This is a genomic window from Mesonia sp. K7, from assembly GCF_003233725.1.
Taxonomy (GTDB): Bacteria; Bacteroidota; Bacteroidia; order Flavobacteriales; family Flavobacteriaceae; genus Mesonia.
The window spans coordinates 67,289-91,726 of record NZ_QKQV01000012.1; the positions used below are offsets into that span (position 1 = coordinate 67,289).

25 protein-coding genes are annotated in these 24,438 nt (G+C 34.5%); 13 read left to right on the forward strand and 12 right to left on the reverse strand.

The features are described from left to right. Nucleotides 1–65 precede the first annotated feature (65 nt). The 4 genes from guaA to DNG35_RS09480 are packed head-to-tail and all read left to right on the forward strand — an operon-like array spanning nt 66 to nt 4,310. Complete coding sequence (gene guaA, locus DNG35_RS09465; RefSeq protein ID WP_111128446.1) at nt 66–1,595, forward strand: glutamine-hydrolyzing GMP synthase; 1,530 nt, start codon at nt 66–68, stop codon at nt 1,593–1,595. A gap of 56 nt (nt 1,596–1,651) precedes the next feature. Beyond that, nucleotides 1,652–3,547, forward strand: a complete 1,896-nt coding sequence (locus DNG35_RS09470) for a LysM peptidoglycan-binding domain-containing protein (protein ID WP_111128449.1) — start codon at nt 1,652–1,654, stop codon at nt 3,545–3,547. A gap of 4 nt (nt 3,548–3,551) precedes the next feature. After that, the gene (locus DNG35_RS09475) at nt 3,552–3,953 is read left to right on the forward strand and encodes an OsmC family protein (RefSeq protein WP_111128451.1); all 402 of its coding nucleotides are present in this window, start codon (nt 3,552–3,554) and stop codon (nt 3,951–3,953) included. Nucleotides 3,954–3,959: 6 nt separating this feature from the next. Beyond that, entirely contained in the window at nt 3,960–4,310 is a 351-nt protein-coding gene (locus DNG35_RS09480) for a DUF2200 domain-containing protein (protein WP_111128453.1), read from the forward strand. A gap of 52 nt (nt 4,311–4,362) precedes the next feature. Here the strand turns inward: DNG35_RS09480 and DNG35_RS09485 are convergent, their stop codons facing one another. Together DNG35_RS09485 and DNG35_RS09490 are read right to left on the reverse strand one after the other, a co-directional pair. Beyond that, nucleotides 4,363–5,967 carry a PspC domain-containing protein gene (locus DNG35_RS09485; RefSeq protein ID WP_111128455.1) on the reverse strand — a complete coding sequence of 535 codons (1,605 nt, stop codon included), beginning with the start codon at nt 5,965–5,967 and terminating at the stop codon, nt 4,363–4,365. Beyond that, a complete protein-coding gene (locus tag DNG35_RS09490) occupies nt 5,960–6,304 on the reverse strand; it encodes a PadR family transcriptional regulator (RefSeq protein WP_111128457.1) in 345 nt (114 codons plus the stop codon). The genes DNG35_RS09485 and DNG35_RS09490 overlap by 8 nt, the downstream gene beginning before the upstream one ends. A gap of 140 nt (nt 6,305–6,444) precedes the next feature. Between DNG35_RS09490 and DNG35_RS09495 the strand changes: the two genes are divergently transcribed. The 3 genes from DNG35_RS09495 to DNG35_RS09505 all read left to right on the forward strand — a co-directional run bounded on the left by DNG35_RS09495 (nt 6,445) and on the right by DNG35_RS09505 (nt 7,845). Continuing rightward, the gene (locus DNG35_RS09495; RefSeq protein ID WP_111128459.1) at nt 6,445–6,894 is read left to right on the forward strand and encodes a DUF4442 domain-containing protein; all 450 of its coding nucleotides are present in this window, start codon (nt 6,445–6,447) and stop codon (nt 6,892–6,894) included. 130 nt (nt 6,895–7,024) lie between these two features. Then, entirely contained in the window at nt 7,025–7,222 is a 198-nt protein-coding gene (locus tag DNG35_RS09500) for a hypothetical protein (RefSeq protein WP_111128461.1), read from the forward strand. A 77-nt stretch (nt 7,223–7,299) separates the two neighbouring features. Then, a complete protein-coding gene (locus tag DNG35_RS09505; protein WP_111128463.1) occupies nt 7,300–7,845 on the forward strand; it encodes a hypothetical protein in 546 nt (181 codons plus the stop codon). On the opposite strand, the gene DNG35_RS09510 is transcribed toward DNG35_RS09505, so the two are convergent. The 8 genes from DNG35_RS09510 to DNG35_RS09545 all read right to left on the reverse strand — a co-directional run bounded on the left by DNG35_RS09510 (nt 7,846) and on the right by DNG35_RS09545 (nt 15,540). After that, nucleotides 7,846–8,787 carry a LysR family transcriptional regulator gene (locus DNG35_RS09510; protein ID WP_111128465.1) on the reverse strand — a complete coding sequence of 314 codons (942 nt, stop codon included), beginning with the start codon at nt 8,785–8,787 and terminating at the stop codon, nt 7,846–7,848. A gap of 77 nt (nt 8,788–8,864) precedes the next feature. Next, nucleotides 8,865–9,275 (reverse strand): DUF2141 domain-containing protein, encoded by a 411-nt coding sequence (locus DNG35_RS09515; protein ID WP_111128467.1) that lies wholly within the window; start codon nt 9,273–9,275, stop codon nt 8,865–8,867. Nucleotides 9,276–9,429: 154 nt separating this feature from the next. Next, entirely contained in the window at nt 9,430–10,761 is a 1,332-nt protein-coding gene (locus tag DNG35_RS09520; protein WP_111128469.1) for a DUF58 domain-containing protein, read from the reverse strand. 1 nt (nt 10,762) lies between these two features. Beyond that, nucleotides 10,763–11,767 carry a MoxR family ATPase gene (locus DNG35_RS09525; protein WP_111128471.1) on the reverse strand — a complete coding sequence of 335 codons (1,005 nt, stop codon included), beginning with the start codon at nt 11,765–11,767 and terminating at the stop codon, nt 10,763–10,765. After that, nucleotides 11,767–12,972, reverse strand: a complete 1,206-nt coding sequence (locus tag DNG35_RS09530; protein WP_111128473.1) for a DUF4350 domain-containing protein — start codon at nt 12,970–12,972, stop codon at nt 11,767–11,769. Before DNG35_RS09530 ends, DNG35_RS09525 begins: the two co-directional genes overlap by 1 nt. Further along, on the reverse strand, nt 12,969–13,715 hold the full coding sequence (locus DNG35_RS09535; protein WP_146228855.1) for a hypothetical protein: 747 nt from the start codon (nt 13,713–13,715) through the stop codon (nt 12,969–12,971). Before DNG35_RS09535 ends, DNG35_RS09530 begins: the two co-directional genes overlap by 4 nt. Next, nucleotides 13,716–14,591: a hypothetical protein gene (locus DNG35_RS09540; RefSeq protein WP_111128479.1), complete on the reverse strand. Its 876-nt coding sequence runs from the start codon at nt 14,589–14,591 to the stop codon at nt 13,716–13,718. Next, nucleotides 14,563–15,540: a stage II sporulation protein M gene (locus DNG35_RS09545; RefSeq protein WP_111128482.1), complete on the reverse strand. Its 978-nt coding sequence runs from the start codon at nt 15,538–15,540 to the stop codon at nt 14,563–14,565. Before DNG35_RS09545 ends, DNG35_RS09540 begins: the two co-directional genes overlap by 29 nt. A 35-nt stretch (nt 15,541–15,575) precedes the next feature. Between DNG35_RS09545 and DNG35_RS09550 the strand changes: the two genes are divergently transcribed. Together DNG35_RS09550 and DNG35_RS09555 are read left to right on the forward strand one after the other, a co-directional pair. Then, nucleotides 15,576–16,289 (forward strand): RDD family protein, encoded by a 714-nt coding sequence (locus DNG35_RS09550; RefSeq protein ID WP_111128485.1) that lies wholly within the window; start codon nt 15,576–15,578, stop codon nt 16,287–16,289. A 2-nt stretch (nt 16,290–16,291) separates the two neighbouring features. After that, nucleotides 16,292–16,900, forward strand: a complete 609-nt coding sequence (locus DNG35_RS09555; RefSeq protein ID WP_111128488.1) for a trimeric intracellular cation channel family protein — start codon at nt 16,292–16,294, stop codon at nt 16,898–16,900. Nucleotides 16,901–17,036: 136 nt separating this feature from the next. On the opposite strand, the gene DNG35_RS09560 is transcribed toward DNG35_RS09555, so the two are convergent. After that, complete coding sequence (locus DNG35_RS09560) at nt 17,037–17,786, reverse strand: peptidylprolyl isomerase (protein WP_233494477.1); 750 nt, start codon at nt 17,784–17,786, stop codon at nt 17,037–17,039. Here DNG35_RS09560 and DNG35_RS09565 point away from each other — a divergent pair. From DNG35_RS09565 to DNG35_RS09580, 4 genes are all read left to right on the forward strand, one after another. Further along, a complete protein-coding gene (locus DNG35_RS09565; protein WP_111128491.1) occupies nt 17,780–18,427 on the forward strand; it encodes a CoA pyrophosphatase in 648 nt (215 codons plus the stop codon). The two genes, DNG35_RS09560 and DNG35_RS09565, sit on opposite strands and share 7 nt — an antisense overlap. 43 nt (nt 18,428–18,470) lie before the next feature. Further along, nucleotides 18,471–19,277: a 1-acyl-sn-glycerol-3-phosphate acyltransferase gene (locus DNG35_RS09570; protein WP_111128494.1), complete on the forward strand. Its 807-nt coding sequence runs from the start codon at nt 18,471–18,473 to the stop codon at nt 19,275–19,277. Between the two features lie 138 nt (nt 19,278–19,415). Continuing rightward, nucleotides 19,416–20,339: a serine hydrolase gene (locus DNG35_RS09575; protein WP_111128522.1), complete on the forward strand. Its 924-nt coding sequence runs from the start codon at nt 19,416–19,418 to the stop codon at nt 20,337–20,339. Between the two features lie 9 nt (nt 20,340–20,348). After that, entirely contained in the window at nt 20,349–23,171 is a 2,823-nt protein-coding gene (locus tag DNG35_RS09580; protein WP_111128496.1) for an Npt1/Npt2 family nucleotide transporter, read from the forward strand. Here DNG35_RS09580 and DNG35_RS09585 read toward each other — a convergent pair. Next, on the reverse strand, nt 23,168–24,436 hold the full coding sequence (locus DNG35_RS09585) for a serine hydrolase (RefSeq protein ID WP_111128499.1): 1,269 nt from the start codon (nt 24,434–24,436) through the stop codon (nt 23,168–23,170). The two genes, DNG35_RS09580 and DNG35_RS09585, sit on opposite strands and share 4 nt — an antisense overlap. Nucleotides 24,437–24,438: the final 2 nt, after the last annotated feature.

A 24,438-nucleotide genomic window follows, 5' to 3' on the forward strand; every position in this document is an offset into this window, starting at 1 on the left:
TTATAAAAATATAAATTTATGAAACGCCGCTTATAAATTTTAACGCAAAGTTATTACTTTTGCCTATGCAAAATAACGTACTCATTTTAGATTTCGGTTCGCAATACACACAGTTAATTGCTAGACGAGTTAGAGAATTAAATATTTATTGCGAAATCCATCCGTACCACAAAATTCCAGAAGATTTATCAACTTTTAAAGCCGTGATTTTATCGGGCTCTCCGTTTTCGGTAAGAAGTGAAGATGCTCCACATCCAGACTTATCAAATATCAAAGGAAAGTTACCTTTACTGGCGGTTTGTTATGGTGCGCAATACTTAGCACATTTCAATGGTGGTAAAGTAGAACCTTCAGAAACACGCGAATATGGTCGTGCTAATTTAACAATCATCAAAGACAAAGAAACGCTTTTTGATGCTATTTCTGAAAATTCACAAGTATGGATGTCACATAGCGATACCATCAAAGAATTACCGGAAAATGCCGTTCGTCTTGCCAGTACCCATGACGTGTTGAATGCAGCTTATCGCATCGATGGTGAAGAAACCTTTGCGATTCAGTTTCACCCAGAAGTATACCATTCTAAGGATGGAAAACAATTGTTGGAAAACTTTTTAGTGAAAATTGCTAAAGTCGAACAAAGCTGGACGCCTGGTGCTTTCGCCGAAATGACTATAGGCGAACTCAAAGAAAAAATAGGTGAGGACAAAGTTGTTTTAGGTTTAAGTGGAGGTGTAGATTCTACTGTCGCTGCTGTTTTACTGAACAAAGCGATTGGTGATAACCTCTATTGTATTTTTGTAAACAATGGTTTACTCCGTAAAAACGAATTTGAAAGTGTTCTGCATCAGTACAAGGATATGGGATTAAATGTAAAAGGTGTCGATGCTTCCGATAGATTTTTAGAAGCCTTAGCGGGAAAAAGTGATCCAGAGGAAAAGCGTAAGGCCATCGGTAAAACCTTTATTGAGGTTTTTGATGACGAAGCACACCAAATTCAGAATGTAACTTATCTCGCCCAAGGAACTATTTATCCCGATGTGATTGAATCGGTTTCGGTAAACGGACCTTCGGTCACTATCAAATCACACCATAATGTAGGTGGTTTACCCGATTTTATGAAATTAAAAATTGTTGAGCCGCTTCGTATGTTATTCAAAGATGAAGTGAGAAGGGTAGGAAAAGAACTGGGTATTGATAAAAATTTGTTGGGAAGGCATCCTTTTCCAGGCCCAGGTTTAGCCATAAGAATTTTAGGAGATATCACTGCAGAGAAAGTAAGAATCTTACAAGAAGTAGATCATATATTTATTCAAGGCTTACGCGATTGGGATTTGTATGATAAGGTATGGCAAGCAGGAGCAATTTTATTACCTGTAAACTCTGTTGGTGTTATGGGAGACGAAAGAACATACGAACAAGTTGTGGCTTTAAGAGCTGTAGAATCTACCGACGGAATGACCGCAGATTGGGTAAATCTTCCTTACGAGTTTCTTCAAAAAACCTCAAATGCTATAATAAATAGAGTAAAAGGCGTTAATAGAGTGGTGTACGACATTAGTTCTAAACCACCTGCAACGATAGAATGGGAATAATTTTTGTATTTTAGAAAATCAAAAATTTTCCAATAAGGTTAACATAAATAAAACAGATGAAAAAACTTCTTTTAGTATTTGCCTTGCTGACTTTTTATTCGGCTCCTGCTCAAGAATATACAACTCACATTGTAAAAGATGGCGAAACTTTACAAAGTATTTCTGCTTCATATAAAGTTTCTGAGTCGACGATTTTAAAGCTCAATCCCGAAGTTAGAAACGAAAAAATAGAAGGCAAAGTTTTGGTGATTCCGAAAGAGGAAATTCTCCCCAAAGTTGCGGCAAATACTTCTGTAAATTATAAAGAATATACGGTTAAACCTAAAGAAACGCTCTATAGTATTGCGAAAAGCAACAACACTTCTGTGGAAGAATTAAAGCAATACAACCCAAAATTAAAGACCGAAATTCTAGGAGATGGCGATGTGATTAAAATCCCTTTGTTTCAACGAAAAGATAATGTTGACGTAAATACTACAGTACAACAATCTACTTTTAAAAATTTGTTACATATCGTGATGCCTAAGGAAACCAAATATGGTATATCTAGGCTATATGGCTTGACAATAAGTGAATTGGAAGCCTTAAATCCGCATATTGTTTTACAACTAAGAGAAGGTCAAATCCTGTCTATTGTCAATAAGAATAGAGCAGAAGAAAACCAAAATCAGTTAGAAAAAGGTTTTGAGTTTTACGAAATTAAAAAAGGAGACACTTATTATAGTCTAACTAAGAAGTATAAAATTACCAAAGATAACCTCATTGCTTGGAACCCGATTTTGGAAGAACGCGGTTTAGATGTTGGTTTAAAAATACAAGTACCTAGTGATGAAATAGCAGAGCAGTATGATACTTCTTCGCCGCTTTCAGAAGATAGAGTAGATTTGTCTAAAAAAATACAGCGAGGAAGCACCCAAAATATAGCTTTTTTTATCCCTTTTGGAATAGATAACCTTGATGAATCAAATAAAAAAAGTATTGCAAAAGACAAGGTTTTACGCATTGCTTTAGACTTTTATAGTGGAGCTTTATTAGCTATCGAGAAAGCAGAAAGTTTAGGTGTAAAAGTAGATTACAAAGTTTTCGATACTCAAAAAAGCAAGTCTAAGGTAGGAGAGATCATTCGCCAAAATAATTTTGATAATACAGATATGGTAATTGGTCCATTTCTGAGTAGCACGGTAGAGGAAGCTGCAAAATTGCTCCAAACTCAAAATATACCAGTTTTATCACCACTTACTAGTGGGAATGTCGATGCCAATACCAACTTGGTTCAGACACGACCAACCAATGAGATGCAACAAGAAGCACTTATTCAATACATCGATAGTTTACAAGCGGGTAAAAATGTACTTATTTTAACAGATAATAAACACAAAGATATAGAAGCTAGATTTTTATCAAATATCCCAGGTTCGAAAGCGATTTCTCAAGGTTCATTTTTAAAACAAGGTGATTTGGGTAGTGCTTTACAAAAAGGAGTAGAAAACTGGGTGATTATTGAAGCCGAGGACCGCGGCTTGATTACCAATGCGATTACTTATTTAAATGCGTACGCTGGTAGTTATAAAATAAAAGTATTTTCTTCACATCAAACCGATGCTTTTGAAGAAGAAGTACCCGCAGAATATTTAGCAAATCTTGATTTTACTTTTGTTTCTATCGCTAAAGAAATAGATCCTGAAAACGATTTTTATAGAGATTATCACAAAAAACACGGCATTTCACCAAACAAGTATGCTTCGAGGGGTTATGACGTTACTTTAGATGCGATATTAAGATTGGCTATTAACTCAGATTTATATAAGTCATTAGAAGAAATACATCAGATTACAGAATATGCCGAAAACAAGTTTTATTACCATAAAAAAGTAAAAGGAGGCTATTATAATGATGCAGTATATATCTTAAAATACCAGAAAGATTTAAACTTAGAAATCATACAAAAATAACAAGATGAGTACTGCAACTTCTGTTTATCTTGGCGAACTAAGAGTAGAAAATACGCATCATAAAAGTGGTAACAAATACATTACCGATGCACCAAGCGACAACAACGGAAAAGGAGAAGCTTTTTCCCCAACCGATACCGTTGCAACTGCACTGGCAAGTTGTATGCTTACCATTATGGGAATTTATGCCGAACGTGAAGGCATCGATTTAAAAAATACCAAAGCCGAAGTCATCAAAGAAATGGCTGCCAATCCAAGACGAATCAGTAAGATTAAAATCGATTTGACTTTTCCTAAAGATTATGGAGTAGAGGTTAGGAAGAAACTGGAACAAATTGCTTATTCTTGCCCCGTATTTTTAAGCCTTCATCCCGATATTGAAAAAGAAATTTCTTTTAATTACTAAGAAGAAATGCAAAACACAAAAATCTATAAAATGGCCTTTGCGAGTGTTTATCCGCATTATGTGACAAAGGCAGAGAAAAAGGGAAAATCAAAAGCCGATGTCGATACTATTATTTCTTGGTTAACGGGTTATGACCAAAAAGCACTGCAAAAGCAAATCGATAACAAGGTAGATTTTGAAACTTTTTTTGCTGAAGCACCTCAAATCAATCCGAATGTCTCAAAAATTACAGGTGTGATTTGTGGTTATCGGGTAGAAGATATCGAAGAAGACTTGATGCAGAAAATACGTTACCTCGATAAACTTATCGACGAGTTGGCTAGAGGTAAAAAAATGGAAAGTATTTTGAGGAAGTAAAATAAAAATACCTGCTAATGATAGCAGGTATTTCTCTTTTTAAACTAACTAATTATAAAATAGAATCTCCTTCAATTTCTATCAAAAGGGTATCTTTATTTTTTTCAGAAGTAACTTTAGCTTTATCCTCAATTTTTATCACTTCTCCGTAGGTTGAATCTGATAATAGATTATTGCAACAATAGGCAAAATAAGAAGTGTCTTCGTGCAGATATACATAGCTGTTAATCGGTAGGTAAACTTCTAAAATTAGATTTTCTTCATAAATGTCACCTTTTCCTGGTGAACTCATAATTCCATTAAAGTTGAGAAGGTTTCCGTTAAGCGCATATTCATGATCAATTTCTTCTGCGTTTTCTTGTGCTTTCAGGCTGCTTTTCCCTGAAGCTTTTTTTCTAGTGACAATTTTACCAATAGAGTCGTGGGTGGGTAAAACTTTAAGCCTAATTTTCTTTTGGAATACATTTTCACCTCCTTTTTTATAAGTGTACCTATAACTTTCGTTTAAACTAAAGCCAGAACTTTTGTCGTAATAGGGTTTGATCGTTAAAGTATCGTTTGTCATAATCGGCAATACTTCCGTGGAAACGATTTCTTCTTCGTAGGCATTGTGAGCCACTCTATTCATCACCACGTAAGACAAGATACCCAACGAAACCAACCAAAGCGCTAACAGCGTAATCTTTGCGGTTTTCCCAATAGAATTAAGATTGGTAATGAGTAATTTTAAGCCTAAATAGAAGATTATAAAAACCGGAATCACCATAAAAAGTGTAAGGGCAATTCCTGTGACGAGATTAGGGATAATGGTGTCATTCCCGATAAAAATTTCTGTAAAACCGTAATTTCTAAACAGAAACGGATTTTCGTAAATCCCTGAAAAGGAAACAAATAAAAAACCTAGAATTAACGAAAGTAACGTTAGACCACTAACTACGACGAGGAAAAAACCCAAGCATTTTCCTAAAAAAGTTAAAATGGCAACCAATCCGTTTCCCACATTTCTAAAAAAATTTGTAGAGCTGTTGGTAAATTGATCTTTGTACTTTTCGTAATCTACATCTTTCATTCTATCACTTACATGCTGAAAACCCTCTTTCACTTTTTTTTCAATATTACTGATATTAATGGGCTCGCCAGTCATTTCTAACTTTTCGGCAGTAGTTTTTGCTTCTGGAATCACCAGCCATAAAATAAGGTAGATCAAGATAAAAGTACCTGAAGTGGCAATGGCAAGAATGATAAATATTATACGTAACCAAATCACGGAAAAATCAAAATAATGACCAAAACCTGCACAAATACCTGCAATATTTCCTGTTAAGGTATCGCGATAAAGCTTTTTACTTTTTGCAGAAGTATAAGCTTGTTCTTTATCTTCAAAAAAGTCTTCATCTACTTGGTAATCTTCTGGTTGACCCATAATCGAGATGACTTCATTTACTTCATTGATCCCAATCACTTGTTTTTCGTGAGCCATTTTTTGCGTAAAAAGTTCGGCGATACGAGCTTCTATATCTTGTAAAATCTCCTGACCTTCTTGTCCGTTTTTAAAAGAATTTCTGATGGTGTCGAGATATGCTTTGAGTTTTAGGTATGCATCTTCGTCTATGTGAAAAAAGATACCTGCTAAATTTATGTTTACAGTTTTATTCATGGTTGTTGGTTTTGCTTTGTGTAACAATGTTTACAGCTTCCTGAAGTTCTTGCCACGTCATGGTAAGTTCTTCTAAAAATTGCTTGCCAGTTTCGGTAAGTCCGTAATATTTTCTCGGAGGTCCGCTTGTAGATTCTTCCCAACGATAACTTAAAAGCGAAGCATTTTTTAACCTTGTGAGCAACGGATAAATCGTGCCTTCCACTACAATAAGTTTTGCTTCTTTAAGTGCATCAAGAATTTCTGCTACATAAGCCTCATTTTCGCGGAGAACAGAAAGTATGCAATACTCTAAGACTCCTTTCCGCATCTGTGCTTTGGTGTTCTCAATTTTCATTCAATTTTATTTTTGTTATTGCAAATATATATCTAAAAGAAAGTAGTATGCAATACAAAGTAATGAGTTTAACAAAATTTTAAGAAATTTTTCAAGCTCTTTTTTAGTAATTTTCTGTTTTAAACGAAAGGAAAAAACCAATGAATATTAGGAAAGTGAACATATATATTGCTTTTAAATTACCAGCAGCTTGGTTATGTGGCGTTAGGTTAAAAGAAATTACCCAAAAACATGCCTTGACTACGGTTAGTTACAAATGGATCAATCAAAATCCGTTTCAATCGATGTATTTTGCGGTACAGTCTATGGCTGCAGAACTTTCTACGGGAAGTCTGGTGATGCAAGCAATAAGAGAAAGTAAAAAAGAAATATCGATGTTGGTTTTGAACCACAAAGGAAGCTTCTATAAAAAAGCTGTAGGTAGAATAACTTTTACTTGTGAGGATGGTTTAAAATTAGAAGAAGTGATTCAAAAAACTTTCAATGACAACGAACCTAAAACTTGTTGGATGAAATCTATAGGGAGAAATGAAAGAGGCGAGATTGTTTCTGAATTTGATTTTGAATGGACGTTAAAATCAAAAATTTAACATAAATTAACATTTATAATGTTAACTTTTCCTGAAAAATATTCATTTATTTTTGTAAATTTGAGTGATTCTAAATAAAATATACAGCCTATTGATGCAACACTACCCAATCTTTTAAAACTTCAAATTTATGTCTAGAGCTATGTTTGAATACACCAAAGTGATTCTAAAAAAAGTGAGTTTCGACGTGAGTTTATTTTGTAAAGAAGTAGAAAAAGCTGTAAAAAGGCTTTTGCCTCACGAAATAGAAGAACTCAAAAAGTTTATTATCCTTTTGGTAAATCAAAACCCCGACTTAAAAGTTTCATTGCTTTATATAAAAAACTAAGACACTGGAAACAGTGTCTTTTTTTTGAATATGTAACATCTTAAGGATTTTTTTTGTCTTTAGTAAAAGAGGAAATAATGTTTCAAAAAATTACTTATTTAATTGTTTTGCTGCTTTTTTGTCAAAATATACTGGCACAACAAATTACAGCAAAAGTGTTTATAGAAAATTGTTCTCCAGAAGGTTTTACTGAGGGTAAATTATGGATAAAAGAACTCGATACGATATTTGTTATCCATAAAAGTGAGTCCAAAATACAATTACCAAAAGAAGGAAGCTACCATTTTCGATTTTCAGTTGCTAATTTTTATACGGTTCTAAAGTATCCAGACGTTTTCACAGAAGAAGATAACCAAATACACATTCAGTTACACAAAAAACAAAAGTTTGATAATCTGCTGTTGAATAACCAACCAACTTTTATCCTACACGGATTTGACAGCTCAATTCCTAAAGAATTTGTTGACTTTCAGGAAAAATATGGTGTTGGTGTGATAAAAAAAAGCTGCCCAGTAGATCCTTCAACGCTTGCTAACAACAAAGCTGTCGCGAAATACCTTACCGAAACTTATGGTGAAACCTGGAAAAATGATTTACCGTTTAAACCTATGGTAGCTCCATAATTATTTCTGTTGCAACGGACTAATGATCTGTACATTTTGAAAAGTTATCGCGCCTTTGACAACTCCAGAAATTACCGTATGTAAAGCTTCGATAATTTGCATTTTAAGTTCACTTTTATGGTATATTAAACTCACAGCTCTTGCTGGAACAGGTTCTTCAAACATTTTTAGGTTACTTTTTTCGCTGTCTTTAATTTCTAACGAATGTAAATAGGGCAGAAGGGTCATTCCCAAACCTTCGTTGGCGAGCTTTATAATGGTTTCAAAACTTCCTGTTTCGAGCATAAAAGATTTTTCCGAAAGTGTATTTTGTGCTTTACACAAATTGAGAATTCCTTCTTTAAAACAATGTCCGTCTTCGAGTAATAAAACTTCATCGATATCTAAATCGTCTGCCACAAGCTGAGCTTTATCTTGCAATCGGTGATTTTTTGGGATGTAAGCCACAAAAGGCTCATAATATAACACGCGTTCTTTAATTTTTTCTTGCTCGAGCGGTGTTGCCGCAATCGCCGCATCTAAATGACCGTCTTTTAGTCTTTCGATAATGGTTTCGGTAGGTAATTCTTCAATGATGAGTTTTACTTTGCTGTACTTTTTACTAAAGTTTTTCAAGAACATCGGTAATAAGGTAGGCATAATCGTAGGGATAATTCCCAGACGAAATTCGCCACCTATAAACCCTTTTTGCTGATCGACAATATCTTTGATGCGATCACTTTCGTTTACAATGTTACGGGCTTGCTGTACTATCTTTTCGCCAACTTTAGTAAGTTCAATTGGTTTTTTGCTACGGTCAAAAATCTGCACATCCAGTTCTTCTTCCAGTTTCTGAATTTGCATACTCAAGGTAGGTTGTGTTACAAAAACCTTTTCGGCAGCTTTGGTAAAATTCTGATGTTCGGCAACAGCCAAAACATAATGCAATTGGGTAATGGTCATAAGTGAAATCTTCTACTCACAAAGGTAGAAATAACAATTAATAAAATCTATCAAAATTTTATTAAAATAGTAAAAAACTATTTTAGTTCAATTAGAACTTCGGTAGTTTGAAGTTCAACCAGAAAGCTTACATCTTCAAAAACAGGTTCTCGCATCAAGAATTTGTTGTTAGAATAACCGTATTGTTCTTTTGGAATTCCGATCAGATTAAAATCCATTTCTTGGTTGTTATTTTCATCTAGTAATAACATAAAACCATAATTTCCAACAGGAATATCTTTAAACTCAAAGGAAACACTTTCGTCACTCTCTTTGACCTCTAGCTTTCTTTCGTAGGTGGCTTTCTTAAGAAAATTATCTTTCTGGTAAACGCCTAGGTAAAGTGTTCCTGTGTTTTTGATGTTTTCTACTTTTACTTCGAAGTTCGCTGTTTGCGCATAGAAAAGACTTGAGAAAAGCAGGAAAGGAATAGCGAGTATGATTTTCATGGGTATATTTTTAAAATCCGTCAATTTGAGTGAAATTTCTTTAGGAATTTTGTATCTAAAATAAGGATTTTAACCTTTATTCTCGATACAATTTTTCTTCATTTCATTCTGAAAAACCACTCGAATTGACAGGTTAAACAAAAACTATTCCCAATTAAATTAATCCTCGGGCTTTTATTTCTAAGTATTTGTTGATGGAATTGACCGTGAGTTCTTCAGGTTTGGTTAAAATGGTTTGAATGCCATGTTTTTGCAGTTCTTTTACCATCAGTTGTTTGTCGGTCACAAAATCTGTCGCAACGGTTTGCTCATAGATATCACCTAATTGGTCTGAATGCTGTTCTGTGATTTTGGAAACTTCGGTATTTTCGAAAAATACAACGACCAACAAATGACTGCGATTGATCATTTTTAGATAAGGCAATTGTCTTTTAAGGCCGGAAATATGCTCAAAATTGGTGTAGAGCAATATCAAACTTCGTTGGTTGATTCTGCGTTTGATTTGCGCATATAACATCCCAAAGTCGGCATCTAAAAATTTGGTGTTGATGTTATACAAATACTCTAATATTTGCTGTAATTGTGCTTTTCTGCTACTCGCAGACATAAAATTGATGAGCTTATGCGAAAAAGTAAGTAAGCCAATTTTATCGTGCTTTTTCAGCACAATATTGCTGATGGCAAGTGAGCTGTTGATGGCGTAATCCAATAACTTTAACCCGTTAAACGGCATTTTCATCACTCGACTCGCATCGATGATATTATAAATAGGTTGTGATTTTTCGTCTTGGTATTGGTTCACCATCAAGTGGTTGTTTTTGGCGGTTGCTTTCCAGTTGATAGTTCTGATGTCGTCACCCAAAACATAATTTTTAATTTGTTCAAACTCCATCGTATGTCCAATCCGTCTTATTTTTTTTAAGCCAATTTGTGAGATTTTATTATCGATGGCTAAAAAATCATATTTTTTCATTTGTATAAATGAAGGATACACTTTGACATCTTGATTTTTGCAAAAAGTAAAACGCCGTTTTACCAATCCCAATTTAGAAATCGCATATACATTTAGTTTTCCAAAAGTGTAAACTCCTCGTTCTTTCGGAATTAAGAAATAATTTATTTTTTTTCTTTCTCTAGATTTGATTTCAGTTTCCTTTAAAAAATCCCTTTTTTGAAATTGTACGGGCATTTCGTCGATCAATTCCAACGACAGCGGAACACTGTATTTGTTGTGCAATTTTATTTTTACCTCGTTTGGATCTGAATTGGAGAATTTTTCAGGTAAAATTCTTTCTGCTTGAAGCGAATTCTCTTTAAAAAGTAATACCGTGTCAGCTAAAATTAAAAATAAAAAGACCAATACCGCTAACCAAGCGTAAGGATAAATAGCTGTAAAATAGTGACTTGCTAAAAACGAAAGCGCAAAAATAGCGATAAGGTAAAAAAACCTTTGGGTAAAATATAAAGACCTGAAAATCTTTAGCATGCTATCTCGGTATTTCTACAGATTGAATAATCATATCGATGATGCTTTCTGGAGTTTGGCCTTCCATTTCGCGGTCTGGCGAAATAATAATACGATGCCTCATCACCGAGGGAATGACTTTTTTGACATCTTCGGGAATCACAAAATCACGACCTGAAATTGCTGCCAAGGCTTTCGCCGAATTTAAAATAGCAATCGAAGCTCTTGGCGAAGCACCTAAATAAATATGCGAATGGTTTCGGGTTTTATTGACGATCTCTGCGATGTATTTGATGATTTTTTCTTCGATGAGCACTTCTTTCACTTGTGTTTTGTAGTGTGCAATTTTATCGGGGCTCAATACACTTACAATTTCATCTAAAGGCAGATTTTGTTTACGGTTGTGGTGGGACTCGATAATTCTTATCTCGTCTTCGAGTGATGGATAACCTACTTTTATTTTAAATAGAAAACGGTCTAATTGCGCTTCGGGCAAGGCGTAAGTACCTTCTTGTTCAACAGGGTTTTGCGTGGCAAGAACCATAAAAGGTTTTTCCATCGGGTAAAGTTTTCCATCGATGGTGATTTGCTTTTCTTCCATCACTTCAAAAAGTGCTGCTTGGGTTTTTGCCGGAGCACGGTTGATTTCGTCTATCAAGACCAAATTCGAAAAAATAGGACCAGATTTGAACTCAAATTCATTCTTTTGAGTGTTTAAAATAGAAGTTCCCAACACATCGCTAGGCATGAGATCAGGCGTAAACTGTATCCTACTAAAATCGGTTTTTAGGGTTTTTGCAAATAATTTCGCCGTGAGCGTTTTGGCAATTCCCGGAACACCTTCTATCAAAACGTGACCATCGGCAAGTAGTGCCACGATGAGCATTTCTACAAAATCTTTTTGGCCAATAATAATTTTTGAAAGTTCGGTTTTGATGGTTTCTACACCAGATTTTAGTTCGTCTAGCGAAAGTCTATTTTCGAAAGAAACTTCGTCTTGGTTTTGGTTTGCTTCTTGATTTTCCATCATATCTCTTTTTTAAAATCGTTTATTTTTTTGTTGAGTTCTACCAGCTCTTGTGCGTTGATAGGGTTTTGTTGTTGTAACAAAGTAAGGTAACGTAAGAAACTCGTTACTTCGTCTTTATTTTTGTTGGTTTTTTGGGCTATTTCGCTGCCAAGCCTATTTAATTCTTGTTGGGTATCTATACGCAAATGTGTTCGTACAAAATAGAAAAACTGTTCGATTTTCTTTTTGGCAATCTTGGTGTGGTTCTTTTTATCTAAATACAAATTAGAAATGGTTCGTACATATTCGTAGGTTTTGTTTTCTAATGGGTTGACAATCGGGATGCTTTTTTGTTTTCGTTTGCCTTCAAAAATCACATAAAACAATAACCCGATAAGTGTAAAATAGTATGCCCATTTGAGGTATTTGTTGTTGAGCAAAACATATAGCGGCGAAGTGTAAATAGTTCTTCCGCCAGAATAATACACATCCCAATAAAAATTATCATCTAAATCGAGGTAACTCATTAATTTATTAGTATATTCATACTGATTTTCTTCTCCCAGCAAAAAATAATTGCTAAAAACTTCGGGCGCGTTGTGCAAGAAGATTTTTCCTTTTTCAAAGGGAATCTCAATAAAATTGATATTTAGATTTTCCTCTTCTTTTTCGGCATCTTTGATAGAAACTTTTCCTAAAACTTTATGTTTTGTGGTATCTATTTTCTTGAAAGAATACATGTATTGGTCCCGATAAAACACATAGGGTTTTGCTGACTTTAAATGAGGGTTTACAAAATTATACTGGCTGTAATTGATTAAACTCCCTTGTTGAATTTCAGATTTTTGCTCGATTTCTAAGGTGTCTAAAACTACAGGGCTAAAGTTTCTTGCCGAAAGAAAAAGCTGATTTCCGTCTTTCACCCAATTGAGTAATTCGCTAAACTCCGATTTGTCAAAATTAATCGATTCACTTACAAAAAAATAAGTTCCCGATTTGATGTCGTCATTAAATTGTAAAGCTTCGTAGGGCGGAATTCCAATTTCTTGCAGTTGTGGCGTTTTTTTTGCCAATTCTTCAAAGAAAATGTAAGTCCCAAAAGGTATTTTATCGTTGTTGTGATAAGTAGGGTACCAATTGACGGGCTGTTTTTGGTTTGCTTCGAGAAACACCACAAAAGCAGTCATGATAAACACGATCAGAAAGACAAATTTGTTTTTCATGAAGCTTGCTTTTTAGTGATTTTGTTTTTTAAACTTTCCAGACGCACTTCCAGGTTTTGATACTGAAACTGGTTAAGCTCAAAATTACCGTACCAAATGTAATCGTACCAATTGGTAAGCACTTTAAAGTCGGTATAGAAATCGGTTTTAACGAGTTCGTCCAAATAATCGTGATTGGTTTTTTCTTGACGGTAATCGATGATGGACGAGTTTTTTAAATTTTTGATAATCAATAAGTAATAATACCGAAAAGCAAGTCTGTAATTTTTTTCGCTTAAAGCGGAATTGATCAACGCAGGAATATCTTCTTGCGTGATGATTTTGTCTTCTTCACTTAAAATCACTTCTGCAGCTTGCTGTCTATAACTTTTGTCTTTAGCAGGGTTGAGTTTGATAAAAAGCCAAATGACAAACAGGATAACAAACCCAAGAATGATGTAGGGCAAGTTAGCTATGAACCACTTAAAAATTCCGCCTACGTTTTCTAAATCACCAAAAAGAAATTCTAAAATAGAGTGGTAGATATCGTTGAGCCAACGTTTAAAATTTTGCCACCAAGAAATGTCTTGCTCTTCTTCGATATAGTTAAAATCTTTTTGGGAACGATATTCTTTTAATTGGTTTTCACCTACAATTTGTTTTTCTTCTTTTTGTGAAGTATCTATAATGAGTTTTTGCTCTTCTTGTGCCAGACAAAAAGAGAGCTTACAAACCATCACAAAGAAGAAAAATAATCGCTTCATTTAGTGACTTCCTAAATTTTCAATTTCTTCGAGTGCTCCTGTTTGGTGCTTTTTTTCATTGAGATTAAAATAGATAAACACCGTAGAAATAATACTTAGTCCCATCAAAATATATTGAATTAAAGTAGATAAAACATTCAAAACAATATAAACCCAATCGAATAAAAAAGTGGGGTCAGACATCGTACCTTCTTGAGCGATAGTCACACCTTTCACAATCATGTAAATAAGTGCTGGTATTTGAAATATAAAAGCAATGATATAAACCAAAATTGCCATGACCAATATCGTTGCAAAGCTTATCCACCAATTGTCTTTTATAAGTTGAAAAGTATAAGAAAACGAAGCAGAAACCCCTAATTTATCAAACACATAGATGCTATAAATTAAAGATAGCGGAACAAGCAAATAAATTCCCGGTAAAACGCAAAGCATCATTCCGAAAAAAATAACGATACCAATTAAAAATTGCATTCCGCAGAAGTTTAGCCAGTTTTTACTCACTTCTTGGTTGACTTCACTTGGGTTGATTATTCCATTATTGTTGATGTAAGATTTGATGCTGTAAAGCACACTTGCATACATAAAAGCTTGAAAGATAAAAACCCCAATGATCAAGATGAAAATACTTAGAAAATAATCAACAAAAAAACTGTTTGAATAACCATCAGGAACAGAAGTAAAGGCAAAAAGATCTGCGCCGTTATATAAATAGTAGGTTAGCGCAGCAAGCATTATAATTCCTGGTATCGCTACATTTTTTAATATCACTTGAAATAGAACCTTATAGTTTTCTCTTACAAACTTAAAGGTGTCGGTAATAATTTCGCCAAGTTCTCTTTCTTTTTTAAACTGTATGCTCGGTTGATTTTCCATGATTTTTATTTAAATAGATAGGGTAAAAAACGTAATAAAATAAGATAAGTGCCAATGATAAACCAATAATAAAAATAGCTAGGGCATCAGGCATTTCGGTATGTCGGGTAACAAAGCCTTCTAAAAATCCGGCCATGATAAAAAACGGAACGGTACTGATCACGACCTTTAAACCTTCTTTGATACCTTTTACAAAAGAATCCAATCGCGAGTACGTACCTGGCATCAAGATGCTTTTCCCGACAATAAAACCAGCAACTCCTGCAATAATAATGACCGATATTTCGATGGTTCCGTGTATCCAGATGGTTCTGGCAGATTCCCAAAGCAAACCTTTTTCATAAAAAAAGTATTGAAAAGAGCCTAGCATGATGGCGTTTTGCATAAAGACATATAAGGTTCCCAGGCCTAGAAAAATACCAAGTACATACGCCATCAAGGCAACTTTTGTATTGTTGATGGTAATCCCTAAAAACATATCCATTTCGCTGGCTTTTTTGTAAACCGCCATCGGATCGTTGTTTTCTATATTTTCCAAAGTCATGTTTACATAACCGTCGCCAAGAAAAGAACGTACAAAAGCAGGTTCGTAAGCGGCAGAATAAGCTCCGATAATCGAAAACAATAAAAAAACCAAAAAGCTAAAAAGCAATACTTTTTGGTGTTTGTAAAAACTCTTCGGAAATTCGTATAGAAAGAACGTAAAAATTCTATTTTTCGACTCTTTTTTAGAATAATAAATCTTTTGATGTGCTTTTACCGAAAGCTGATTGAGATAGGTTAAAGTGTTACTTTTTGGGTAAAAAGTCTTAGCATAACTCAAATGGTCGGTAATTTCTATGTAGAGGGCAGAAAGTTCATCAGGAGAAATTTTTGCATTATTGTTCATAACACTTTCAAACTTTTCCCATTTATCCTTATTTTGCCGAACAAAAACTGCTTCTCGCATCAAATCTTATTAAAGTTTCAAAAATAGCATTTTTAATGGATAATTATCAAATACAAACGGCTCAAAATATCGAGATTACTCAAAATGTTGCTTCTATTTGGGATAGAATTTTAGCTTATCTCATCGATGGACTTGTTTTGTTTGCGTACATTGTTATTTTAAGCTATTCGATTGAGGCTTTAGATCTTAATTTCAGCTCAGAGTGGACCTATGTTTTGATTGTGGGATTAGTTCCTTTTTTATACCATTTGTTGTTTGAGACTTTTAATAACGGACAATCTTTGGGTAAAATGGCTTTAAAAATTAGGGTGGTAAAACTTGACGGAACCAAGCCAGCTTTTTCTAATTTTCTCATTCGTTGGATGCTGCGTATGATTGATATTACTTTTACTTCTGGAGCGATGGCAGTTTTTGCGCTTTTACTCAATGGAAAAGGGCAACGTTTGGGTGATTTGGCAGCAAAAACGACGGTAATTTCAGAAAAAGAGCACATAGATTTAAAAGAAACGCTTTACAGCGAAATGCCTACCGATTATGTGCCAAGTTATTCGCAAGCTTCGTTGCTTTCTGATGAAGAAGTGCAACAAATCAAACGAATTTATAACCAAGCCAAAAGCAAACAGAACCATAAGATCATATTAGAGCTTTCGCGAAAAGTGGAGGAGATGCTACAAATCTCTGCCAAAGAAAGGCCCATGCAATTTATAGAAGTAGTCTTGTCAGATTACCAATATTATTCAGAAAAGTAAAAATGAATTACGTAGAAATTATCGATATTTTAGGAACGATTGCCTTTGCTATTTCAGGAGCTTTAGCATCCATGAAAAAGAAAATGGATGTTTTTGGTATTCTCATTATTGCTTTTGCTACTGCGGTTGGCGGCGGAACTTTACGGGATGTTTTGCTTGATGTGCCTATTACTTGGATGCGCAATACGACTTATGTCTATATTATCATCGCCTCCGTAATCTTTACACTTATTTTTAGAAGCAAATTAGGCTACTTACGGACTTCACTGTTTTTGTTTGACACGATAGGGATTGGTTTATACACGGTTATTGGGATTCAAAAAGGGATCGGTTTAGAGCTTCCTATTGTGATTTGCATCGCTATTGGAACAATGAGTGCTTGTTTTGGCGGTGTGATTAGAGATACTTTACTAAATGAAATTCCGGTGATTTTTAGAAAAGAAGTCTATGCAACCGCTTGTATTTTGGGCGGAGTTAGCTTTTTTGTGTTGCAGGCTTTAAATGTTTCCGATGGCATCAACTATATCGTGTCTGGGTTGGTCGTTATTGCTATTCGGTTAATCGCGGTGATTTTTAAAGTGCAATTGCCAAATATTTATAAGGAGGGGTAATTAGTAGTTAGTATTGACTAACGAGGGTCGAATAATTGGATGTTTATAGTTTCAAGTTCGAATTCAATTTCGATTTCTCAAATCGCAAATCTCATATCTCATATCTAAAAATCTAACCTTCTAATTTTCTAACAATCTATTCATCCAATATTCTAACTTTCATTTTTATATTTCGAAGTGGCCATTCGCTTTGGTCAACATCTACCTGTGAGATTTTATCCACGACATCCATTCCGCTGATGACTTCCCCAAAAACAGTGTGCTTTCCGTCAAGGTGATGTGCACCTTTAGGGTTTTGTACGATAAAAAACTCAAATGGGGAAGAAGCCTGACTCACATTTTGCTCGGCATATTTAGCAGCAGAAAAGGCTCCTCTTACATGAGTATGACTGCTTTTAGATTCGTTAGGGATGAGGTAATCACCTACTTTTTGTCGAAACTTACTCGTATTAACCAAGTCACTATTTCCGCCTTGTATAACAAAATTTTTCGCTGCTCTGTGAAAGAAAGTGGTATCAAAATAGCCTAGTTTTACCAAGCGTATAAAATTGGCTCGGTGTAAAGGTGTGTCGAGGTATAATCTTACTTTAATGTTCCCAAATGAAGTTTCGATTTCCACTAAAGTCTCTGTGTTTTTCTCCGCGTAAGCGTATAAAAAAGGTTTTAGTTCTTCTTGTTTTAAGGTTTTTACGCTGTCTAAATTTATCGTGAGTTGTAAACCATTCGTTGGAATTTTCACTGCTTTTTGTAAACTGTCACGTATCTTTTGAGCTTTAATTTCGGCAGCCGATTTTTCTTTTTCTAAATTGGTTTTAGTAGATTTACTTTCTTGACAATTGGTTAAGAAAATCAACATAAAAACGAAAAATAAAAGGCGTAATGACATTTGAAACGTTTAAAAAATCGATTTCAAAAATAAAGAATTTTGACTTGTTGGGCGAAGATGCCCACGTAAAAATGTCACCACTTTTTAGAAGAGAAGAACTCAAGAGATTAGATTTTTCTACAAAAAAAGGCAAAAATGCAGGTGTTTTGGTTTTGTTTTATCCCGATAAACAAAACCAAACCAAATTGGTTTTGATTTTGAGAAAAACCTATAAAGGAGTTCATTCGGCACAGGTAGGCTTTCCTGGCGGAAAAGAAGAGAATGAAGATGATAGTTTGCTTGATACTGCTTTGCGTGAAGCTTACGAAGAAGTAGGGGTTTTGCCGAGTGCGGTTGAAATCATTAAGCCTTTGTCAAAAATATATATTCCTCCGTCTAATTTTTGGGTCTATCCTTTTTTGGGAATAACCGATCATACTCCAAACTTTGTACGTCAAGAAACCGAAGTAGAAAAGATTCTGGAAATAGATGTCGACAATTTTCTGGATAGTAAAAGTTTGATCGAGAAAACCTTATCGACTTCGTATGCCGAAAATGTAAAAGTTCCAGCCTTTTTTTTAAACGAGTATGTGGTTTGGGGCGCGACAGCCATGATGTTAAGTGAAGTAAAGATATTTTTAGAAAGAGCTTTAAAAACATAGTATTTTGTATATTTGACCTCTTGTTTAGAACAGAAAAATTATAATGGGTTTATTTAAAAAAAATCCTTTCGGACATATCTTATTTCTTAAAAAATGGCTCATCAGAATTATGGGTTCGATGACGCATAGCCGTTACCGTGGTTTTAATGAATTGCAAATAGAAGGTTCTGAAATTTTACGAGAGCTACCAGATACCAACGTTCTTTTTGTGTCGAATCACCAAACTTATTTTGCTGATGTAGTCGCCATGTTTCATGTCTTTAATGCGAGTTTGAGTGGGCGAGAAGACAACATCAAAAATATTGGCTATTTATGGAATCCGAAACTTAATATTTATTACGTGGCTGCTAAAGAAACGATGAAATCTGGTATGTTGGCTAGAATTTTGGCTTACGCCGGTTCGGTTTCTGTAGAGCGAACCTGGCGTGATAAAGGAAAGGATGTCAACCGACAAGTAAAAATGAGCGATATCACCAATATTGGTATTGCGTTAAAAGATGGTTGGGTAATCACTTTCCCTCAAGGAACCACCAAGCCATGGAAGCCCATCAGAAAAGGAACAGCCCATATCATTAAAAAATTCAATCCGGTTGTGGTACCTATTGTAATTGACGGTTTTAGACGTTCTTTCGACAAAAAGGGAATTCGTATTAAAAAAAGAGGTATTCTACAATCCATGGTGATTAAAGAACCACTTGTTTTTGACGAAAACGAAAGTGTAGATAGCATGATCGAAAAAATTGAGTTTGCTATTGAACAACATCCGTCTTTCCTAAAAGTAATTTCAAAAGAAGAATTAGAAGCCGAAGAAGCACTTCATGAACAAAGACGTTGGAGCTATAAAGAATAAAATTCTTTTAAAGTTTAACATTTTTTTTGAAATATGGCATCAAGCTTGTAGTTATTAGTATGAATGTTAAAAGCTAACTCACAGTTGGTTATAAAAAACATTTCATTAAATTTGATAACCTATAAAAGCAAAATATTTATGTTAAAAAGAAAATTTGCCCCAATTTTACTTGCCCTATTAATGATTTCTGCTTTATCGCTATCTGCACAACAGAGTGCTTTACCTTTTACAGATTTCAAAAAACTCACCTCTTTTACCGAGGTTTCTGCGGCTCCTCTTCAGGTATTGTTAGAAGATGAGATTTTAAGCAATCCCCAATGGAAAAGGCTTATAAACAACAAAAAAATGTCTATTGGTGTAGTAGATTTAAACAACCTAGATGCGGTTCACTACGCAGGAATCAACAGTTCTGAAATGATGTACGCAGCGAGTTTACCAAAAATCGCTATTTTATTGGCTTCTATGGATGCTATAGAAAATTGCGAATTAAAAGAAACAGAAGCAGTAAAAAGAGATCTTAATCTTATGATCAATAGATCCGATAATCAGGCTTCTACAAGAATGATAGACCGTCTGGGCTATAAAAAGATTGCAGATGTTTTACAAAGCCCTGCTTATAAGTTGTATGATAAAGCTCAAGGCGGAGGACTTTGGGTAGGAAAACGCTATGCGGCTTCTGGTGCTCGAAACCCAGATCCCTTAAAAGGATTGAGCCACGCAGCGACTGTTAAACAAGTATGTAGATTTTACTACCAAATGGTGACAGGAAACTTGGTTTCTCCAGAAAGATCTAAGCAAATGTTGGATATTATGGAAGATTCTCATTTACACCACAAGTTTGTAAATACGCTAGATCGAATTGCTCCTGACGCAAGAGTATTTAGAAAATCAGGCTCTTGGAGAAATTACCACGCAGACTCTGTCCTGGTCTGGGGTAAAGATGGGAGAAAATATATTCTTGTAGCTCTCATAGAAGATGCTAACGGAGAGCAAATTATAAGAGATTTAGTAGAACCAATAGAAAAAGTTATAAAAAAATCACGTTCTTTGGAAACATCATAGTTTCCTTATATGATTAAACTCTTTTTACAGAAAAGTTTTGGCATTAGAAGCGGAGAAGTAAGGATTTCCCTTCTGATGCAACTTTACATATTTTTAATCATCACAACGCTATTAATCGTAAAACCAACGATTAATGCGTTGTTTTTATCTAAATTAACTTCCAACGCTCTACCAAACGCTTACTTATTGGTAGCTTTTGTAGCCGTTGGAAGCTCTTTTTTTTATAATAAAGCACTCAGAAGGTTTTCACTTTTAAAAATTATAACTGCTACCTTAGTGGTTTCTGCGGCTATATTTTTGTCGTTAAAGTTTCTTCTTAATTTTAATTACTATTCTACAGAGCTATTATACTTCTATTATGTTTGGGTAGCCATTTTTGCCTTACTCACCACTTCGCAGTTTTGGGTCTTGGCCAATTTGGTTTTTAATATTAGAGAAGCGAAAAGGTTGTTTGGTTTTATTGGTGCGGGAGCAATCACAGGAGGAATTTTTGGAGGTTATCTAACCAATATTTTAACTCCCATTCTTGGGAATGACAATCTGATGGTCATTGCATCGATGCTATTATTGGGATGTATCCCGTTATTACATTATATATGGCGCAAAAAAATAAAGTCGTTAGGCTATTTCAGACAAAAACAACGTTCATACACCAACAAAGATTCTTCTTTTAATCTTATTTACAAATCTAAGCACCTTACTTATATTGCCGGTATTGTCGGGATAAGTGTAATTAGTGCCAAACTCGTCGATTTTCAGTTTAGTGATTTGGCATCAAAACAAATTCAAGATTCTAATGACCTTGCCTCATTTTTTGGATTTTGGTTCTCTACTTTTAATCTAGCCTCATTAATTATCCAGCTTTTTTTAACTCGAAAAATAGTTGGTGTCTGGGGTGTTACTTCTACATTGGTTATATTACCCTTTGGTATATTGATTGCCGCTGGATTGTTTTTTATTTTTCCCGAACTATGGGTAGTGATTTTAATGAAATCTATCGACGGAAGTTTAAAGCAATCCATCAACAAAGCAGCTTCAGAAATGTTGGTGTTACCTATTCCTACAGATCTTAAAAATAAAACAAAATCTTTTATCGATGTGGTCGTAGATAGTGTCGCAACCGGCATTGCAGGTTGTTTATTGATTTTTGTGATAAAAGGATTGAATTTTGGAGAGCTTGAAGTATCTATTTTGATATTATTGTTTGTCATGGTTTGGTTTTTCTTTATTTATAAAGTTAGAAAAACCTATTTTCAGGCCTTTCGACAAAACTTAGTCAACTTTACGGAAAAACACCATTTAAACAAGAAAAAGAAGAAGAAGCGTACTTTTACAAACGCTACTATTCTTAAAGTTTTGGAAGAAGGAGAAGAGTCCGAAATTTTATACATGCTAGGGAAGATCGACGAAATTAAAGACAAACGTTTGAAAAATGCGGTCATTAACTTATTGGATTACCCTTCCGTAGGAGTCAAAGCATTGGCAATAAAAAACCTGTATTTTTTAGACAAAGGAACAGCTGTCGATAAAGTCGAGCAGCTTGTAAATGAAAAAGATGATGGTGTGGTTTTAGCCGCTATGCAGTATTTATTGACGCATACCGATATCAACGACTTAAAGATTTTTGATTCTTATCTTAACCATAACAACGAATATATTGCTTCAGCTGCATTGTTTTGCTTGGCGAAGGAATCTAGAGACAACAAAAAATTAGCTCAACGTTACAGCCTGGATAAAAGATTGGATGAAGGAATTACAGAAGTAAACCTGCCAAGTGATAACCATCGCATAGAAGAAACTATCGAGCTGATTAAAGCTATCGGGTTTGCAGGAATTCCTAAATATTATTCCTTTATTAAAGCTCACTTCAACAATAGAAATGAAGAAGTAGTAAAAGCTGCTATTGAAGCTGCAGGTTATAGTTCTGATCTACTTTTTGTAGATGATTTAATTAGCTTTTTAGAAACCAAAGAATTTAGGGAAGAGGCAGAAAACGCATTATTCCATTTTGGTTCGGGTATTAGTAAAATGTTATTGAACAGGCTTAAAAATGACTTGATTTCCGAAAAAGCAAAACGTTTTATTCCCGATATTTTATCGAGGTTTAATAATCAAGAAAGTGTAAATACACTTTTTATGTTGCTTCGCAATAAAGATATTATTATGCGAATAGAAGCTGCCAAATCTTTACAAAAGATGAAGGAAAACAACAGTTATCTAAAATTTAGTAAAAAAGATATTGTGCGTCTTATTTTAAATGAATGTAAACTCTATCACAATACATTAATTGCGATGGAACTTCAAAAACGAATCACAAGAGAATATAAAAAAGATCTTGTGGGCGATCGGGAAATGGAAGAGTATGCTGCAAGAAACAGTTTGATAGAAATTTTGGAAAAACGGTTAGATCACGGTTTATTGCAGATTTTTACTTTGTTGGAGCTGGAGTATAATTCAAAGGATGTTCTTATTGCCTATAATGGTATAAAAAGTGATAAGCAGGAAATTCGTGCCAACGCAATTGAGTTTTTAGATACACTTTTACAGCCGAACTTAAGGCATACTCTGTTGCCTTTGGTAGAAAACACTATTTTGAGTACGAATAATCAGGAATTGGATGCTGCTTTTCTGCAAGTACCAAGCGAATATGATTGTTTTCAGCAACTTCTTAAAGGCCAAGACGTGAGAATAAAATTGGCGATTTTATATCTTTTAAGGCATGTAGATGATAAAAGTTATATCAAACTAATCCTACACTTAAAGAGGGATAAGGACGTACGAATTAAGAATTTTGCTGAAATAGCTATACAGAATCTACAGCAGTTAGCTTAAATTTCTTCATTGCGAATTACTTTATCTATTCTACCGGCCAAAGCTTGGTGATCATAAGCAGAGTTTTTTCTTAACACGTTTGTCATAAGGCAAACCATATACTTTTTTCCGTTAGGGTGCTCAATGATAGCTACCGAATTCATATAATTATATACGTTTCCTGCATATTCTCCACAAGATTTTCCATTAGATCGGTCACAAGAATAAAAACTACCTGATTTAAAATAAACCGCTGCATTTTTTAAAGTAGGAGAATAAGCATACCTGATTCGTCGATCGGTCATATACATCAATCTTTTTATTTCTAAACTGGATTCTCTATCGATTAAGTTGCCTTGTTCTATACTTACTAAGTATTTCATCAATCCTAAAGGAGTTCCGGTACTCCCTCCTATATCTCCTACATATTTGTTGGCTCCAGACGTAAAGAAACTTCCTAAACGCCATTCATCCTTGGTAATACCTATTTTTCTGAGAGGTTCGTTTACAATCTTATTGGCAAGCAGGGTTAATTCTTTTTTAGGTGTTTCTTGAAAGTATTTATCGACTTGCTCTTGGGTTAAATATTCGTATTCATCTTTAAATGCTGCCATTAATAAAGCTTCTCGCCAAATCACACTTGCAGCTCCGTTATTGCTCACAGACATCATATGATCTACCCATTCGTAGAGCGTAAAAACATCATCGGGTTTTACTTGCCTTTTTATCAATTGATCATTTTCGATATCATAAATAGGCACGGTATGATGATCGTAAACCGCCCAATCACCAGCTCTTACTTTTTTGTTTTTTAGTAAAGAAGTTCGGGCATCCCAAGATTGCGGGCAAATATTTTTTAATTGAGTAAATAATGCGGTAGTAACCGTTAGTTTACCTACACTTCCAGGTTGGTAGCCTATAGATGCTTTGTGTTGTGCATATTTTAAGTCGTCTGGGTCTGACATGTCCAAAACCGTTAAAGAATAACTCCCAGAAGGGATAACTTTCTTAATTCTTTCCGCGAAAGCTGGGTCTTCTTTTAGAAGTACGTCAAGTGAGTCGTCTTTTCTTTGGGTAAGCTGTAATTCTATACAATTGAGCGGTAACAAAGCACCCTTAGGTAAATTAAGGGTTTTGGTACTGTCGCTGATTCTTTTTTCTAAATGTGCTAACCTAGAAATTTTGGTGGTTTTGTATCCATCTATAGGATAAATTATTTTGGAACTTGTATAAAAACCTATGGCTAAAATTAAGAAAGTAAGGTTTATTTTACTGAATATATTCATCG

What these genes read in the sequence shown, in the direction of transcription:
- guaA (WP_111128446.1), top strand. Translation starts at nt 66, where the DNA reads ATGCAAAATAACGTACTCATTTTAGATTTCGGTTCGCAATACACACAG.
- DNG35_RS09470 (WP_111128449.1), top strand. Translation starts at nt 1,652, where the DNA reads ATGAAAAAACTTCTTTTAGTATTTGCCTTGCTGACTTTTTATTCGGCT.
- DNG35_RS09475 (WP_111128451.1), top strand. Translation starts at nt 3,552, where the DNA reads ATGAGTACTGCAACTTCTGTTTATCTTGGCGAACTAAGAGTAGAAAAT.
- DNG35_RS09480 (WP_111128453.1), top strand. Translation starts at nt 3,960, where the DNA reads ATGCAAAACACAAAAATCTATAAAATGGCCTTTGCGAGTGTTTATCCG.
- DNG35_RS09485 (WP_111128455.1), bottom strand. Translation starts at nt 5,967, where the DNA reads ATGAATAAAACTGTAAACATAAATTTAGCAGGTATCTTTTTTCACATA.
- DNG35_RS09490 (WP_111128457.1), bottom strand. Translation starts at nt 6,304, where the DNA reads ATGAAAATTGAGAACACCAAAGCACAGATGCGGAAAGGAGTCTTAGAG.
- DNG35_RS09495 (WP_111128459.1), top strand. Translation starts at nt 6,445, where the DNA reads ATGAATATTAGGAAAGTGAACATATATATTGCTTTTAAATTACCAGCA.
- DNG35_RS09500 (WP_111128461.1), top strand. Translation starts at nt 7,025, where the DNA reads ATGTCTAGAGCTATGTTTGAATACACCAAAGTGATTCTAAAAAAAGTG.
- DNG35_RS09505 (WP_111128463.1), top strand. Translation starts at nt 7,300, where the DNA reads ATGTTTCAAAAAATTACTTATTTAATTGTTTTGCTGCTTTTTTGTCAA.
- DNG35_RS09510 (WP_111128465.1), bottom strand. Translation starts at nt 8,787, where the DNA reads ATGACCATTACCCAATTGCATTATGTTTTGGCTGTTGCCGAACATCAG.
- DNG35_RS09515 (WP_111128467.1), bottom strand. Translation starts at nt 9,275, where the DNA reads ATGAAAATCATACTCGCTATTCCTTTCCTGCTTTTCTCAAGTCTTTTC.
- DNG35_RS09520 (WP_111128469.1), bottom strand. Translation starts at nt 10,761, where the DNA reads ATGCTAAAGATTTTCAGGTCTTTATATTTTACCCAAAGGTTTTTTTAC.
- DNG35_RS09525 (WP_111128471.1), bottom strand. Translation starts at nt 11,767, where the DNA reads ATGGAAAATCAAGAAGCAAACCAAAACCAAGACGAAGTTTCTTTCGAA.
- DNG35_RS09530 (WP_111128473.1), bottom strand. Translation starts at nt 12,972, where the DNA reads ATGAAAAACAAATTTGTCTTTCTGATCGTGTTTATCATGACTGCTTTT.
- DNG35_RS09535 (WP_146228855.1), bottom strand. Translation starts at nt 13,715, where the DNA reads ATGAAGCGATTATTTTTCTTCTTTGTGATGGTTTGTAAGCTCTCTTTT.
- DNG35_RS09540 (WP_111128479.1), bottom strand. Translation starts at nt 14,591, where the DNA reads ATGGAAAATCAACCGAGCATACAGTTTAAAAAAGAAAGAGAACTTGGC.
- DNG35_RS09545 (WP_111128482.1), bottom strand. Translation starts at nt 15,540, where the DNA reads ATGCGAGAAGCAGTTTTTGTTCGGCAAAATAAGGATAAATGGGAAAAG.
- DNG35_RS09550 (WP_111128485.1), top strand. Translation starts at nt 15,576, where the DNA reads ATGGATAATTATCAAATACAAACGGCTCAAAATATCGAGATTACTCAA.
- DNG35_RS09555 (WP_111128488.1), top strand. Translation starts at nt 16,292, where the DNA reads ATGAATTACGTAGAAATTATCGATATTTTAGGAACGATTGCCTTTGCT.
- DNG35_RS09565 (WP_111128491.1), top strand. Translation starts at nt 17,780, where the DNA reads ATGACATTTGAAACGTTTAAAAAATCGATTTCAAAAATAAAGAATTTT.
- DNG35_RS09560 (WP_233494477.1), bottom strand. Translation starts at nt 17,786, where the DNA reads ATGTCATTACGCCTTTTATTTTTCGTTTTTATGTTGATTTTCTTAACC.
- DNG35_RS09570 (WP_111128494.1), top strand. Translation starts at nt 18,471, where the DNA reads ATGGGTTTATTTAAAAAAAATCCTTTCGGACATATCTTATTTCTTAAA.
- DNG35_RS09575 (WP_111128522.1), top strand. Translation starts at nt 19,416, where the DNA reads ATGTTAAAAAGAAAATTTGCCCCAATTTTACTTGCCCTATTAATGATT.
- DNG35_RS09580 (WP_111128496.1), top strand. Translation starts at nt 20,349, where the DNA reads ATGATTAAACTCTTTTTACAGAAAAGTTTTGGCATTAGAAGCGGAGAA.
- DNG35_RS09585 (WP_111128499.1), bottom strand. Translation starts at nt 24,436, where the DNA reads ATGAATATATTCAGTAAAATAAACCTTACTTTCTTAATTTTAGCCATA.